This is a genomic window from Arcicella sp. BE140, from assembly GCF_031456255.1.
Taxonomy (GTDB): domain Bacteria; phylum Bacteroidota; class Bacteroidia; order Cytophagales; family Spirosomataceae; genus Arcicella; species Arcicella aquatica.
In genome coordinates, this window is record NZ_JAVDUE010000011.1 from 109,279 (window position 1) to 125,999 (window position 16,721).

11 protein-coding genes are annotated in these 16,721 nt (G+C 35.6%); 2 read left to right on the plus strand and 9 right to left on the minus strand.

Features of this window, described 5'->3' with window-relative positions; translation table 11 throughout:
• Positions 1 to 3 precede the first annotated feature (3 nt).
• From J2Y60_RS16045 to J2Y60_RS16085, 9 genes are all read right to left on the minus strand, one after another.
• A complete protein-coding gene (locus tag J2Y60_RS16045) occupies positions 4 to 978 on the minus strand; it encodes an ABC transporter permease subunit (protein ID WP_309919955.1) in 975 nt (324 codons plus the stop codon).
• A gap of 68 nt (positions 979 to 1,046) precedes the next feature.
• Positions 1,047 to 2,546 carry a sugar ABC transporter ATP-binding protein gene (locus tag J2Y60_RS16050; protein WP_309919957.1) on the minus strand — a complete coding sequence of 500 codons (1,500 nt, stop codon included), beginning with the start codon at positions 2,544 to 2,546 and terminating at the stop codon, positions 1,047 to 1,049.
• A gap of 6 nt (positions 2,547 to 2,552) precedes the next feature.
• Positions 2,553 to 3,176: a DUF2291 domain-containing protein gene (locus tag J2Y60_RS16055; RefSeq protein WP_309919959.1), complete on the minus strand. Its 624-nt coding sequence runs from the start codon at positions 3,174 to 3,176 to the stop codon at positions 2,553 to 2,555.
• 65 nt (positions 3,177 to 3,241) lie between these two features.
• A complete protein-coding gene (locus J2Y60_RS16060; RefSeq protein ID WP_309919961.1) occupies positions 3,242 to 4,171 on the minus strand; it encodes a D-ribose ABC transporter substrate-binding protein in 930 nt (309 codons plus the stop codon).
• Positions 4,168 to 5,793, minus strand: coding sequence for a DUF5060 domain-containing protein (locus tag J2Y60_RS16065; RefSeq protein ID WP_309919963.1), 1,626 nt, complete (start codon positions 5,791 to 5,793; stop codon positions 4,168 to 4,170). Before J2Y60_RS16065 ends, J2Y60_RS16060 begins: the two co-directional genes overlap by 4 nt.
• 258 nt (positions 5,794 to 6,051) lie before the next feature.
• Entirely contained in the window at positions 6,052 to 7,017 is a 966-nt protein-coding gene (locus J2Y60_RS16070) for a transketolase C-terminal domain-containing protein (RefSeq protein ID WP_309919965.1), read from the minus strand.
• Positions 7,018 to 7,038: 21 nt separating this feature from the next.
• A complete protein-coding gene (locus J2Y60_RS16075; protein ID WP_309919966.1) occupies positions 7,039 to 7,875 on the minus strand; it encodes a transketolase in 837 nt (278 codons plus the stop codon).
• Between the two features lie 263 nt (positions 7,876 to 8,138).
• The gene (locus tag J2Y60_RS16080) at positions 8,139 to 9,548 is read right to left on the minus strand and encodes an L-fucose/L-arabinose isomerase family protein (RefSeq protein WP_309919968.1); all 1,410 of its coding nucleotides are present in this window, start codon (positions 9,546 to 9,548) and stop codon (positions 8,139 to 8,141) included.
• Between the two features lie 98 nt (positions 9,549 to 9,646).
• Positions 9,647 to 10,414 carry a DeoR/GlpR family DNA-binding transcription regulator gene (locus tag J2Y60_RS16085; RefSeq protein WP_309919969.1) on the minus strand — a complete coding sequence of 256 codons (768 nt, stop codon included), beginning with the start codon at positions 10,412 to 10,414 and terminating at the stop codon, positions 9,647 to 9,649.
• A gap of 161 nt (positions 10,415 to 10,575) precedes the next feature.
• Between J2Y60_RS16085 and J2Y60_RS16090 the strand changes: the two genes are divergently transcribed.
• Both J2Y60_RS16090 and J2Y60_RS16095 read left to right on the plus strand, forming a co-directional pair.
• The gene (locus J2Y60_RS16090; protein ID WP_309919971.1) at positions 10,576 to 12,096 is read left to right on the plus strand and encodes a DUF1593 domain-containing protein; all 1,521 of its coding nucleotides are present in this window, start codon (positions 10,576 to 10,578) and stop codon (positions 12,094 to 12,096) included.
• A gap of 233 nt (positions 12,097 to 12,329) precedes the next feature.
• On the plus strand, positions 12,330 to 16,703 hold the full coding sequence (locus J2Y60_RS16095; RefSeq protein WP_309919973.1) for a T9SS type A sorting domain-containing protein: 4,374 nt from the start codon (positions 12,330 to 12,332) through the stop codon (positions 16,701 to 16,703).
• Positions 16,704 to 16,721: the final 18 nt, after the last annotated feature.

The following is a 16,721-nucleotide window of genomic DNA, read 5'->3' on the forward strand; positions in this document are numbered from 1 at the left end:
CGGTTAGTCGTTTTTAGCATTTGCACGGTCGATGATTACTGCTAACAATATCACCATTCCTTTTACTACTTGTTGCCAGAAAGGCGATACATTGAGCAATACTAATCCGTTATTGAGCACCCCAATGATGATTGCCCCAAGGACTGTCCCTAAAATAGAGCCACGTCCCCCAGATAAAGAAGTACCACCGATTACTACTGCCGCAATGGCATCCAATTCATATCCTGTTCCTGCATTGGGTTGGGCAGAATCTAGGCGGGCTGTTACCATCAAGCCTCCTAATGCAGCCAAACCTCCAGCAAGGGTATAAACAATCAACTTAATTTTATATATTTTAATGCCTGATAATCTGGCAGCATTTTCGTTTCCTCCAATGGCGTAAATATATCGCCCGAGGGGTGTTTTTGTCGTAACAATCAAGGCTACAATAATCACAAAAATACTTATCCAAACAGGGACAGGTACGCCTAAAAACCATCCTGTACCAATATAATCGAACTTTGCTCCTAAATTACTGATAGGAAAACCTTTCGTCCAGAGCATGGTAAGCCCACGAGCCATCGTAAGCATGGCTAAGGTAGCCACGAATGGAGGGACTTTGAATTTGGTAATAACCCATCCGTTAAAAAAACCTAAGACTCCCCCAAAAAACAAGCCTACAATAATAGCCCCTAATAAAGTAAAACTTATCAATATATTCTGAGAAGGAATCTCGATGCCATTTTTCAATAAACCTGCTGTAATGGCACCACATAATGCTAAAATAGACCCAACCGATAAGTCTATCCCTGCCGTAAGTACTACCAAAGTCATACCGACAGAAATACAAATATTTACAGAAATTTGTCTTAATACATTCCATCCATTAGCAACCGTCAGGAATTTATCTGATAAAATACTGATAATAATACATAGTACAAATAGGGCAATGAGCGATTGCAATTTGTACAATTTTTCTTTTTGTATAATCAAATTCATGTTTATGGCTTTTTGTATATTAAGCAATGACAATTCGCAATTCATCACTCACAATTCACAACTATTACTTAGGCAATGGCTGCTTTTAATAAAATCTCTTCAGATGCATCATTAATGGCATAGTCGCCTGTTACCTTTCCATCACTTAGCACAATCACTCGGTCGCTTACCGCAAAAATTTCTGGTAATTCAGATGAAATCATGATAATGCCCAAACCCGATTCTGCTAGTTGATTGATAAGCTTATAAATTTCTGCTTTGGCATTTACGTCTATTCCGCGCGTGGGTTCATCTAACAACAACACCTTTGGTTTAGTAGCTAACCATTTGGCGAGGATAGCCTTTTGCTGATTGCCTCCGCTTAAGTTTTTAATAAGCTGGTCAGAAGATGATGTTTTTATTCTAAGCTCTTGAATGTACTTATCTGCTAGATTATTTTCTTTCTTGTTATCTAATACCCCATTGCTTAATAAATCAGGCAGGGTTGTAATACAAATATTTTGTTTAACGCTCAACTCTGGAACGATACCATCTTTCTTTCTATCTTCGCTCACTAATGCCAAACCTGCTTTTACGGCATCGGATGGTGAGTGAATATGGAGTCGCTGGCCTTCCATCAATACTTCGCCAGATACTTTGCGGGGAGCTAAGCCAAAAATGGCTTCAAACAATTCTGTTCTACCTGCTCCCATCAATCCGAAAATGCCCAAGATTTCACCTTTATGCAATACAAAAGAAATATCATTCAATAAATCATTTTTCTTAAACGACTCATGTTTTATTCCTAAATGATTTACCCTTAATAATTCTGTTTTATTGCTATCTTGCTTTTTCTTGGGAATCATGACCAATTCGCGTCCTACCATTTTTGAAACGATATTGTCGCGGGTTACGGCACTCATTTCGCCCGACTCAATACTTTTCCCATCCCGCAAAACAGTGTAAGTATCAGCTATTTTAAAGAGTTCGTCCAGTTTGTGTGAGATATAAGCAATGGCTTTACCTTCTGCTTTTAAAGAATCTATTATTCTAAACAAAACATCAACCTCTGCTCCCGTAATGGCCGACGTGGGCTCGTCCATGATAATTACTTTGGCATCTACCAACAATGCTTTGGCTATCTCTATAAGCTGTTGTTGCCCAACCTTAAGATTCCTGATAGGCGTATTGGGGTCGATATTCAGACAGAGCTTTTGCAATAAGGCTTGTGTTTTTTTAAGCATAAAAGCTTTGTCCAACAGTCCGAAAGCATTAATTACTTCTCTGCCCAAAAAGATATTCTCTACCACACTCAGGTAAGGAATCATATTCAATTCCTGATGAATGATAGCAATGCCTGCATTTTCGGCTTCTTTGGTATTGGTAAACTTTACGGGTTTATTTTGCAGATAAATCGTGCCTTCGTATTCTGTATAAACACCGCTCAAAATCTTCATTAATGTTGACTTCCCTGCTCCGTTTTCACCGATGATAGCATTTACTTTCCCTGCTTGCAAATCAATACAAACAGCATCAAGTGCAGTAACACCCGAGAACCTTTTTGTGATATTTTTGGCCGATAATGTCATTGAACTCTATATTTTGTTAAATTCTATTGGCAAAATCTCAAGATGCTGAAGATTAATATATTCTTGATTTATTTCTAAAGCTCCTATAAACTGAATAGCGTCTCCTACCTTGATTTGCTTTCTAAAAGCTGGTACTCGCTCGGTTCTAATGATTTTATTAATCTCTGATGAAATATTATTGATGTCTGTAGTATTCGTAAAAGGCTTAATATCAAATACGCCCGCTGCATCACGAATGGCATTTCCATAAATAAATTCAGTAGCAAGTGTTATGCTAACAGGTTGATTATTGTTGGTTAATAATACCTGTACTTCATCATCCTGAATCTTTGTGATTTGCCCTTGCCCTTTCACTAAAAAATACCTGATATTTCCGATGGCTACCGCATTAGACATCTTTTGAAATGCTTCTTTAGGTGCTGTTTTTAGGGCTTCTAACAACGTACCAACATCGGGTGCTTTAATAAAACTTGGAGGAAGCGTTTTTTGTAAAAAATTACGGGCAAAACTTGAGGCATCAAATTTTTCAGCGGAGGCTCTTTTTACCTCATCTAGTTTTTTGATTTCGATAGAATGGTAACCAATAAAAAGTAATGCAATGATAGCGACAACAATTTTGACGATTCGCATAGTGATAAGGTTAAATGATTACTGAGGCTGAATAGCTGATAATATTCACTATTCTGAAAATTCAATTACTTTTTACCAAAAGCAGTATAATGACTGATATTATCTTTGGTCACTAATTCTACTGCCACTGGGATTTTAGCTGGAAAATCTCTTTTCCCCTTTAAATATTCATCTGCGTAAACGGCTGCCATTTGTGCCATCACTTTCGGGAATTGCATTCCTGTGGCTGCCACTTTTCCGTCTTTTATGGCCGCAACGACATCGTCTGCCCCATCAAAACCAAACACTTTTACTTTATTGGCCTTGCCTGCGCCTGCTAATGCCTGATATGCCCCCATGGCCATCGCATCGTTTCCACAAAACACCGCATCAATATTTGGTTGTGCTTGCAAAATAGACTCCATCACTTCCATCGCTTTGTTACGGTCGAAATCGGCACTTTGCTGAGCGACCATTTTAAGTTCGGGGTAATTATCAACTAAGCTATGAAAGCCCTTTGAACGAGCCCACGTATTGTTATCGCCTACCAAACCAAGCAGTTCTACATAATTGCCTTTTTTATGCAATTGTTGAACGAAAAATTTAGCAATGGCTACACTTCCAGAAAAACTATCTGATAAAATTTGTGAAGTAGCCGCATCTGGAGAATTCACTTCTCTGTCCATACAAAATACAGGAATACCAGCATCTTTGGCTTTTTGAACATTCACTACACTTCCATCGGCATCAGTAGGATTAAACAAAATCGCTTGATAACCCGATACAATGGCATTTTCAAAGTGGTCTGATTCTAGGGCAGTATTGTTCTGAGAATCAAATATTTTTGTTTCATAACCCAATTCTTTGGCTTTTGCAGCGGCGTTTTCAGCCAGAAAGACAAACCAAGGATTATTGAGTGTCGAGACCACAATCGCCATTTTCTTAGGACCATTCGAAGGATTTTTCTCCTGACAACCCAGTAGAAACAACAATAATATAAATATATAATTTTTCATAGTTTAGGAATTTCTGTAATCCGTAATGCTAAATATGGCTTTAAGGGAATTCTTACCTGTTTCATGTCTTTGTCATAGAAACGGTAATCATTCACCTCTGAAAGCTCAAAAGTTGTTGGAACTACTTTGATGGTCATGTCCCAAGTATCAATAATTTCTACTTTATAACGATTCCCCTTTACAGGACGCTTTTCAAAATTGGCATTCTTGTGGGGCAGATTAAACAACCATTTATTATTTATTTCATTACCTAGATAAACAATGTAAATGCCTTTTCCAGTAGTAGTGGTCTTAGCATCTCTGCTCATATCCGATGGCTCAAGCACTCCATCTGTTTCTTCTAAAATCTTTCTCAGAAAACCTACTCTTTTCCAGCTTGTACCTTTCAATTCACCCCCTTTTGCCCAAAAAATGGTATCTCTCAGGTCTTTAAACATATATGATTCGCCATGCGTAACATAGGTTCCTCCGATTACTCCCATCCAAATTAGGTGAGTCATTTCTTCTCCGCTATAACGCCCCCAACGGTGTTTCAGATTTCCTTCATAACCTACTTCATCATAAATAACGGGCTTGTTGTATATATTTCTAGCAATAGATGCTGCTCCCCAGTTCATCACAGGAGCTTCGTCTTGTACTGACACATGGGTAAATTCTGGTCGCCAATAGTCGAAATATTTGGCTGTGCTGCCATGAATAGTACATAAATGTCGATATGGGTCATTTTTTATAACTGCTTTAGTAAGCGTAAGCCAATCTGCATCTGTTTTACTTTTCACATAGTCATATTCATTCGCTAACGACCACCATATATTTTGAAAAGATGACAAGCGGGCAGTTAAATATTGAATATATTGTAGATTCGCCTCCATAGGCATTTCATCAAATCCCCACCGACCTTTATCATATGGGTGAAAAATAATTAAATCAGCCTGTATGCCTAAGTCACGTAGATTATCAATCCTTTTTTCCAAATGTTGAAAGAATGCGGGATTAAACGTTGAATAATCCCATACCTTTATTTCCTTGCCTGTAGAATCCTTTTTTATTTCTTTAATTACATAAGGATAAAGCGTTGGTTCTTCTTTGACTAAATCATAATTTTTAGGAAAAACCCCCATTCTAATTTTATTAAACCCTGTATTTTTCAGGGTTCTAAGTGTCATTTCTTGCACTTCATTCGACATATGTGTCCAAGCGTAAGATGTTGTTCCTAGTGGGTAATATCTTTTGCCATCAGCATATTTGAAATGATAAACATCAGCCACTTGTACTATTCCATGATTATCTCCGGTAGCCTTGATGCATTCAAATTGCCCTTTTTTATTATTTAGCGCCGCAATATTACTTTGGGTAACATACTTCCAAACTCCAGTTTTAGATGGCATAAAACGAACAATAAAAGTATCATTACCATCATAAAAACCTGCCACTGTATATGCAGTATCTTTAGTAATAAATGTTGCTTTGAGGTTTACATCTGTGAAAGCATTTCCATTCGACTTATGCTTTAAAGTTAATTCAAATCTTCCCCATTGTTCAACCGTTGATTGAGCATGAACAGTATGATGAATAATGAACAATAAACCGTAAACAAAAAGATGTTTAATAAGCATTTTCATTGTTTGAATAGTATAAGCGAATGTTTTAAAATTTATTGGGTCTGTATCAAAAGAGAACTTTCCTTTCGCTACGTCTTACTTTTCTTGCCTTGACGCAAGAAAAGTAACAAAAGAAAGTCAAGAAATTCCGAATCGCATCGGCGAACCGACTCGCTTCGCTCAAACAGCGGAATTTCGTAAAATGCTTACGCTAGTTTAATTTTAATTTTGATTGGCAAATCGTTTGATAATATAAACATGCTTTTAATGAATAAAAAATTAATTACTTGCTAACAATTTCAAAGCCTCATTTATAATTCCAGCTTCTGAAATGCCATAGTGCTTAAAAATCTCATTCTGTGAGCCACTTACCGTGTATTCATCTGGTAATCCTATGATTTTAAAAGGCTTATTAAATTGATTTTGTAATAGAAATGAAGCACACGCTTCGCCCAAACCTCCATAAATACTGTGTTCCTCCACCGTCACTATTGCCTTACATTGCGTTGCGTATTTGGCTATAAGTGCTGTATCGAGTGGTTTAATTGTGTGCATACTGATTACGGCAACATCTATATTGTCTTTCGCTAATGCCTGTGCTGCTTGCAAAGCAGGATATACGGTCTCGCCTGTGGCAATCAGCACGACGTCTTTTCCTTCTTTGATAACTCTGCCTTTACCAAACTCAAATTCAGTATTTGTTTCACTTAAAAGAGGCATTACTTTCTTCCCAAAACGAATATAAAATGGCGTATCTATAGAGGCAGCTTGTCTGATGGCCTCGGCCGTTTCAAAATTATCGGCGGGTGCTACAATCGTAAGGTTATTGATAGCACGCATCACAGCGTAGTCATGCAAACTATGGTGTGTACTTCCTAAGGCTCCGTAACTTACGCCTGCACTGATTCCGATAAGCTTGACTGGATTGTCAGAATAAGCAACATCATTTTTGATTTGTTCTAAAGCTCTGGCTGTGAGGAAACAAGCAGGTGAAACGGCAAAAACTTTTTTGCCAGACGACGCCAATCCTGCTGCCATACCCACCAAATGTTGTTCGGCAATACCTACTTCTACTATTTGCTGAGGATATTTTTGTCCGAAAGGGACTAACTTTCCCGAACCTCTTGAGTCACTGGTTACTACCAATAAATTCTTGTCGGTTTCAGCCAAAGTCTGGAGTACTTCTGAAAAAATATCCAAGTTGGCTTTGTCTGTCGTGGCGATGTTATCAATCGTTGCTCCCAAGTTCTTAAGCGATTTAAGGTTTTAAGCTACTTCTAAAAGACTTTCTTGAACAGTCGTCAATTCCTCCATAGCTTGCTGATATTGTTCTGGCGATGGTACACCATGATGCCATTTCAAATTATTCTCCATAAAACTTACCCCTTTGCCTTTTACCGTTTGAGCGATAATTACACTTGGCTTTCCTATTTCAAAAGGCAAGGCATTAAAGGCTTCTTGCAAGGCTTCTATATCGTTTCCGTCGATAATGCGTACTGCCCAACCGAAACTTTCAAACTTTTTATCCAAAGGTTCTGTATTACATACTTCTTTAGTGGGTGCTGTAATTTGCAAACCATTTAAATCTATAATAGCACATAGATTATCTAGCTTATAGTGTGAAGCAGAAAGAGCGGCTTCCCAATTACTTCCTTCTGGCAATTCTCCGTCTCCTAACAAAGTAAACACCTTATAATCAGCATTATCTAATTTGGCAGCTAAGGCATTTCCGCAACTCATTGAAAGTCCATGCCCCAAAGCACCAGTATTTTGTTCGACACCATTTACTTTTTTAGTAGGGTGACCAATGTAATATGACTTGTATTGACAAAGTGTTTCAAGCGCTGATTCTGGGAAAAAACCTTTATCTGCTAACACTACGTACAAAGCTTCCACACAATGACCTTTGCTTTGAATATACCTGTCGCGAAGGGCCGACTTAAAGTTTTCGGGACTCACTTTCAGCACATCATTATACAATACATTCAGAATATCAATGCAAGAAAGAGACCCACCCGTATGTCCTGCCTTGGCTTGATAAATGTATTGAAGAATTTTTTTACGATATTCAACCGATTTTAGTTGTAATTCCTTGGTTGTCATAAGATATAATTGTGAATTGTAAGTGAGTGAATGAGTGAGTTGTGAGTTAGTGAATTGTGGGTGAATAAAACAATTTATTATTAATTGCTAACTCACAATTCACTCATTCACAACTATTCCTCCACATTTGTCGTAAGATATAGTTGTGAATTGTGAATGAATGAGTTGTGAGTTAGTGGGTAAAACAATTTTTTATTAATCGCTCACTCACAATTCACTAACTCACAACTCATTCATTCACTAACTCACAATTATTCCCCTCCTCAATGGTGTTCGTAAACTTCCCAGCCCATATAATTACCGAGAGATTCTTTTAAAATTCCAGCAGTTTTTGAGGCATTCATTACTACGTGATGTTCAAATCCATTTCTACATACATATTGCATCAATCCTTGTAAATCATTGATTTGCGCAACGGCTCTATTACCAAATGTTTTTAGCGCATCATCTGTTAATTCCCCTTCACCGATGTATGCTTTAATGATACCTTTAGGGTCATCTGTGCTGATTCTTCCGTAGGTCAACGGCATGGCTGGTGTACGTCCGTCCAATGCTCCATAAGTATTCTCTACTCCTACCGACGTACCCAAAATCGGTGCATTACTAATCTGAATATCAGGCAAGAAAGACTTTGCCCAGTTGCCACAGTGGAATAAAACGCACTTTTCGTCATCATCAGCATAGTTATTATTCCAGTCAACCAAAGCACTCGGTGAACCTGAAGCCAATTGCATAGCATACATACTTAGCGTACCTGTCACATCTACTTCACAAGCACTTGGCAACATATTTTCGCTCATGATACTCATACTGGTACATACGTTACAGCCATAATTTTTCTGTAGGGACGTCCAACATTGAATAGCAGTAGCATCTAATGAATGTTCTAACATAAAATTATTCAAGACTGCATCTAATTTTGCAATCTGAATCATGGCTTCATTAGGAGTTTTGCCGATAGGCGTATAAGCTAATATTTTATCCAGACGGTCTTTTACAATGGCATCATCTTTGGTTAGTTTATTCGCGTTACCTAGTATCTCTGAAAGGTCACAAGTAACGACTGAAATACCATTTCTTTGTAAAATTTTCTCACTATATCTTACCGTATTGAATGCTCCGGGTCTGGCACCGATAGCCCCTATACGTACATTCTTTAAACCTCTCACTACTTTACATACTGATAAAAAAGCTTTGAGGTCTGTTATAAATCCTTCATCATTAGGGCGAACTACGTGTTTGGTGGTCAGGGTATATTTAATTCCGTATTGGTATAAGTTGTTACATACCGAAATCTTACCACACCAAGCATCTCTTCTACGAGCGACATCCAATTTGTCTAAATCATCTGGATAAGCCTGTACTAATACAGGTACATTAAGATTTGCCAACTTCAAACTGTCTGCTACTCCTTTTTCATCACCAAAGTTTGGTAGCACTACCCATACGCCAATAATGTCTTCGGCATGTTGTTTAAAAAGATTAGCACATTTTTGAGCTTCCTGAAAAGTTTCAACTCCTCCTAATTTGGTCGTGTTGCTGTCTAAAACAATAGGATTTATCCCGAGTGTGTTACAAAGTTCTATTACCTCTACCCTAGCTTTTTCAACTAAACTATCAGGAAAGAAGTCTCTGTTTCCGATGATAATTCCCAATGTGATTTTTTTTTCCATAGCGATGACTTACAGTTATGCAACTAGCCTACTCGATAAGTCATACGTCATCCATCAAGAATTCACGAGAATTCAAGGCATCATATTCTATCTTTCAACTAATCGGCAATTATTATTTCTATTTCGTTCTTTTCAAAATGTGATTTATCTTCTTGATTAATCTCATTATCGGTAATGATGTAATCAATCAATGATAACGCTCCTAAACTGGCAAAAGCACTTTTCCCAAATTTGGTAGAATCTGCCACTAAGTAGGTAGTCTCAGCTGCATCTATCATCGCTTTTTTCACCACAATATCACTAATACTTGGGTAAGTCAAACCAGCTTTTAGGGATATTCCTGCTGTGGCTAAAAACAATTTTTGTACATTGATACCTTTAAAAAAGTCGGCAGCTTTTTGTCCTGTTAACGACAAAGTAGGTGGCTTAAACTCTCCGCCAGTCATAATTACTTCTATTCCTGGCTCAGTACCTAGCATCATTGCAATGTTCAAGGCATTGGTTATTACCGTAAGGTTTCGAAAGCCTTTCAGCTTTTTGGCTATTTCGGTTACTGTAGAACCTGAATCTAAAATTATGGTATCACCGCTTGAAATAAACTCAAGGCATTTCAACGCAATTTTTTCTTTTTGATGAACATTTAGGTCATTATGTGCAACAGTAAATTCACGAACATGGTCTTCAATATTTTTCAAATAAGCTCCACCGTGCTCTCTGATGACTAAATCATCTTTTTCTAATTTCTCTAAATCCTGACGAATAGTCACTTCTGTGACTTTAAACAGTCTGGCAAGATCGGTTACTTTGGCTAAACCATCTTCTTTTAAGAGGTCTAAAATCTTTTCTCTACGCTGATTTGGCAACATATTCTTGATTGTTGAAACAAAACTAAATGAAATAAAACAAAAATAAAAGAAAAATATAAAAAATATTCGTAAATATTTATTTTACATTTACCTTCGTACAATAAATTAATAACAATAAAATCTTCTATTATTCATACAATTACAAGAAAATCATAAAATAAATGAAAACAAAAGTAATTCTTTTCTTTTTAATGAGTCTTTCTTTTATTTTAAAGACTTCCTCAGACGCTTGGTCACAAAAAAGCAATATAAACACAAAAAGTCGTACTATCATTACAACCGACGGTGAAATAGATGATGTTGATTCCTTCATCCGAATGTTGTTATATGCGAATGAATTCAACATCGAAGGACTGGTTTACAGTAGCTCGCAGTGGCATTATAAGGGCGATGGCAAAGGCACAACGTTTACGTCTGAGATGGAAAATACAGCTAAAAGATATGGCAAACGTACTGACTTACGATGGGCAGGCACTAGTTGGATACAAGAATTACTAAACGAATATGAAAAGGTTCAGCCAAATTTATTAAAACATGATAAGTATTATCCAACTGCTAATACTTTAAGGAAATTAATAAAGGTAGGCAATATTGATTTTGAAGGTGAAATGAATAAAGATACTGAGGGTTCGGAATGGATTAAAAAAGTATTGCTAGATAACAACCCTCAGCCCATTTATTTACAAATCTGGGGAGGAACCAATACTGTAGCACGTGCCTTGAAATCTATTGAAGATACTTATAAAAATACGCGTCAGTGGGCTAGCATTTATAAAAAAGTATCCGACAAAGCCATTATTTATGCCGTGCTCGACCAAGACGCTACTTATCAAAAATATGTAGCCCCGAACTGGCCAAACATCAAGGTTTTTTATAATTCTGACCAGTTTTGGTGTTTTGCTTATCCTTGGCCAAGAGTAGTTCCGAATGAATTACAGCCATTTCTAAGAGGTGAATTTATGGGGAAAAACATCATCCAACATCATGGTCCTTTACTGGCAAAATATTACGCTTGGGGTGATGGACAAAAACAAGCAGGAGATGAAGAACATACACATGGAAACATGACAGATGCACTGAAATACAAAATGACCCAATATGATTTTATTTCGGAAGGTGACTCTCCTGCTTATTTCCAATTACTTGACGTAGGGTTAATGAGCAAAGACCATCCAGAATATGGGGGTTGGGGTGGTAGAATGGTTCAATCAAAAACAAATCCTCTGCGTTGGGAAGATGGCAAACAGGTAATGGACTTTAACCCTTTCACCCAAAAACATGATGCCTCTTTTCAGCAAACACGTTGGATTGAAGCCTTGCAATTAGACTTCGCTGCCAGAGCCGATTGGTGTATTAAATCATTTAAGGAAGCCAATCATGCTCCGAAAATTATCGTAAAAGGTAACAATTTCAGAAAAGTAAAAGCTAGCACAAAAATCATCTTAGAAGCATCAGCTATTGACCCAGACGGCAATGCTGTAGATTTTAAATTTTGGCAATATCTAGAAGCAGGAACATCGCCTGAAAAAGTAGAAATAGAACCAACGATGCCTAATGCTACTAGTATCACCATTCCCGCAACAGCCAAAAGCGGACATACCATTCATATTATTGTTGAAGGGAAAGATAAAGGCACACCAGCATTGATTCGCTATCAAAGAGTAATACTAATTGTAGAATAAAAGAAAGATTTCGAAAGAAAAATATATTAAAGGCATAGGCTAGAATCAACTCTCACTTAGTGCCATAACCAAATCTATTTGCATATGATACTAAGCTGTAGAACTATATGTCACAAAATACAAGTATTTTTTTTAAAAAAAAGTCTAATACTAGAAAGAACAAAATGGGATATTTAGTTAAAATGAAATATTTTTGTCAAATATAAATTTAAACACTATAATATAAACTACCTATGTTTAGATCTCTTCAATATTTACTACTACTTAGTTTTTTCACCTTTCAATTACAAGCACAAACAATTTTAATTTCTTCTATTAATAACGAATATGGATCGTCCAACACCTTATGCATAGGACAAAGAGCATTCATTAAATACACAAAAACAGGTAATTTTACGAGTAACAATGTACTTACAGTTCAAGTAAAAACAAGCTATGATGGTGAAAACACATGGAAAAGTGTAAATACCATAGACTCTTCAGGAACTTTAATTTTTACTTTGCCAGAAAGCCTTATTAATTACACTTATGGTAACAGCGGATATTTTAATAGTGATTTTAGAGTTGTAACATCTTCACCTAAAGTTAACAGCAATACCTTACAATACAAGGCTATATTCTCTTTACCTGTTGTTGAATTTACAAATATTCAAAAGAAAGTCCTTTTCCCCTACGAGTCAGTTTCAATAGGACTTAAATTATCAGGTTCAACACCTATGAACCTGCTTACTAGTGATAGTTCTAAAATCTCTTTAACTTATTTTAATGCTAACTCCGACAACAATCTATTTAATGTAAATCCAAGCAAATCTGGCGTATATAGTATTATTGAAGCCTCGAATATGTGTGGAAAAGGAATAGTAAAAGGTGGTACAAACATTACTGTTATAGACAAACGATTACAAATAACTGGACTTTCAAATCTTCATGTTTGCAAAAATGGTAAATTAGACATTTACTATTCTACTTCAGGAAACTGGGACGCAAACAATAAATTCCGAATTAGGTTGGTAGATATGTCATTTAACGGTTCAAAATTTTATGACTTTGAAGCAAGTGAAACAAATGGCGTTTTATCAACTACAATCTCAGACGCTATTCCAATAGGGTTTTATAATATTCAAATTATAACAGCAAATGGTCCTGCTATCGAATCTCCTTATTTTCAAAGTTATATTTCAATCCATAATGAATTGAAAGTAGATTTCACTGCTGAAAGCACTTCTATTAGTTTTGGTGAGACAAAAAACTTAAACTATTCAATCTCGGGATATGGTTCTTTTTTGATTGAATTGAATAATGGACAAATCATCAAAAAAACAGATGTTCTTGATGATGTTATAAATTCTTACATAAGCGTATCTCCCAAAAGTACAACACACTATAGCATTAAATCATTTTCATCTTCATGCGGAGTGGGTAAAGGAAGTAAATCTATACTTGTTACTGTAAATGATGGTATTAAAACAGACTCTTTAAAAGCAGGAAAATATTGCTTAGGAAGTAGTGTGGAAGTTAAATTTTCTAGTAACAAAGCCATAAAAATTGGTAGCAAGATAAAAGTAAGACTTTTAAATGACCCTTTTATTGTAGATAGTATATATGGATTCCCTTACAGAGATGTAGTTGGAACGGTTATCAGAGAGAATATTGCTTCTTTTATCCTACCGATGAATCTACCAGAAAGTTTCAGCAATAATACTTTTTATGTTAGTGTTGCTACGGATGAATTAAAAAACGTTTCAGTCAGCCCAAATTCCATTTATGTTTTATCCCTTCCTTCAGCCTTGATTACCAATCTAAGTGGAGTAACTTTAGCCTCTCCACAAACTTTAGGTATCCAACTTTTATTGAACGGTGCTGGAACTTATGAAATAACGTTATCTAATAATCAAAAATACAAAATTGAACACAATTACGTTACTTGGGGTATGACTGGCTTTACTCGTGTTTACTTTCCTAAGTCAGAAGAAATTTGGATTTCTTCCATTAAAAATATTTGTGGCACAAATTCAAGCATCAATCCTGATAAAAAAACCGTAATAGTCGAAAATAATAATTTTTCTATACAATTATCAACCAATGAATTTCAGCCCATTGAAATTTGTGCAGGAAAAAAAATTGATATAAATCTACTTATCAAGGGTAATTTCCAACAGGATAATCAATATTCAGCAGAGTTGATTCCAGACAATAATAGTTTACCAAAAATAAACTTAGGAACAATAAAAGCTGATCAAACTCAACTATTGATTCCTTCAAACGTAAAAAATGGAAAGTATTCGCTTAGAGTATCTTCAAGCAATCCTTTCTTTTATAGTAACGAACTGACTATTGCGGTTATGAATATTCCAACCATATCAATATCAAATAGTGCTTCACAGAATATACTACTCGGGGAAATAGCTCCCATTGATATTAAAATATCAGGAGGTGGAAATGTAGAAGTAGCTTATTCAGATGGTACAAATGAAAGTTACGGACTTGGTTTTTATGATTATTCTACAACTATTATTAGACAATTTACCCAAACAGGAACTTTTGCTGTTAAGTCTTTGAGCAATATTTGCGGTATTGGGAAAATAGATGAAAACAATACTGTTACAGTGAAAGTAAAAAACTACAATATTATAAATAGATATTATAACTATGCTAATAATATATCAGGGTATTATTGTAGAAACTTTAAAATACCAATTCCTTTTGATATTGTTGGAAAAGTTGATAGTACAACAACATTCTCTGTACAAATTGCAAAACCTGGAGACACCAATTATACCACAATTCTTTTTGGTGTTAAACAAAGTCCTGCATTGATTTCTATTCCAGAATCCTATACTGACGTGGATTATAATATCCGTATTATTAGTAGTGATAACTTAGTACAGTCTGAACCTGTTGGCTTAAGGTTAAAATATTCACCAGAATTAACTTTAAAATTGAGTAATGGAAATTCTGAGGCAACAATTAATGCAGGTGAAAGTATTACTCTTTATACAAAATTGAAATATGAAAATTATGGAGTAGCAAGATATTTAATTATTGATGATAAAAACAATAAAACTAACGGAGAAATCTCATATGGTAGCACGACCTTAGAAGAAATTAAAAAACCAACTGAAAATACTATTTACACTTTGACATCTGTATTTAACGAATGCGGTATAGGTAAGGCTTCTGGTAGTGTTAAGATTACGGTAAATCCAGTTGTTTCTATGACTTTTGAGAATACTAATCTTTTCTGTAGTGATAAAAATATTCAAGCTAACATCACGGCTTTAGGAACATTTGGTACGGACAATATTTTTAAAATAATCGCAACTAATTATAATGGAGTAGCTACAACATTACTAACGACGTCTAAAACAGGAAAAATTGTTATACAGCCAAATAGTCAACTGAAAAGCGGTAGTTATAAAATACAGATAGAAAGTAGTAATCCTTATCAATTGAAGGATGTTAGCTACATAAACCTTAGAGAATTACTTGATGTTACTATCTTGGGAAATCCTATTATCAATCAAGGTAACCCTGCTTATATTTTATTTAAAAATAATAAAGGTTCGGCAATTCCAGATAAAAATAATTTCGGGTCTAAGGAAGATGTAAGTTTTGAATTAAGCGATGGAACATCAGGAAGTTTCTATTTGAATTCCAATTGGCCAAGCTCTATTTTAGTTTTTCCAAACAATACAACTACTTATACGTTAAAATCAATTAATAATGTTTGTGGTCCTGGAAAAATCAAGGGAAGCGCTACTGTAACTGTCAATCCTTATGCTAATAAACAGGTCAGTCTTTCTAATATTTTATCCACTTCTACTTCTTATTGTCAAGGAGCGATAGTAAGTATTCCATTTTTTTCCACAGGTTCTTATTCAGCACAAAATAAATTTACTGTTCAAATCTCTGATAGTACTGGTAAAAATTATCAAAACCTTATTACCGAAGGGAATACAAGCCCATTGAGGGCTAAAATCCCAATGGATTTGCCATTAGGGCACGGATACTACATCAGAGTACTTGCTAGTGATAGTGATGCGAGTGCAACAAGTTCTAATGTTCCCATCACAATTTTAGAAGCTATTACGGCTCGATTTGATACTGAATCTTATTATTTTAATGAAAATAAACCTATAATAATCAATCTTACTTTTACAGGTACACCACCTTTTACCTTTGTAGTTGGTAGTGATGAATTAAACACTAAAATATTCTATTCTGAAAAGACTAATTATAGTATAACCTTAAATCCATTGGCTAATACTTCTCTCCATCTGTTTTCGGTAGGGAACGTAAATACTTGTGGAACAGGAACGGTGGTGAGTCCATCGACAGTAAAAATTGAATTAGTGACAGCCTTAGAAGAATTAGGGAAATTAGGGATAAATGTTTTTCCAAATCCTACCTCGAACATGATTTATATTGAATCTAACGATAAAGAGGTAAGTATTCAATTGGTAGATTTTTCTGGGAAGATTATTCAAGAACAAATTTTAAGTGGAGAACAAAAACAAATCGATATTTCAAAAGTTTCAGCAGGAACTTACTTCTTGCGTGTACTGAAAGAAGCCCAAGTGGCAACTTTTAAAATTATTAAGCTTTAAAAATCATAAAGCCAACGT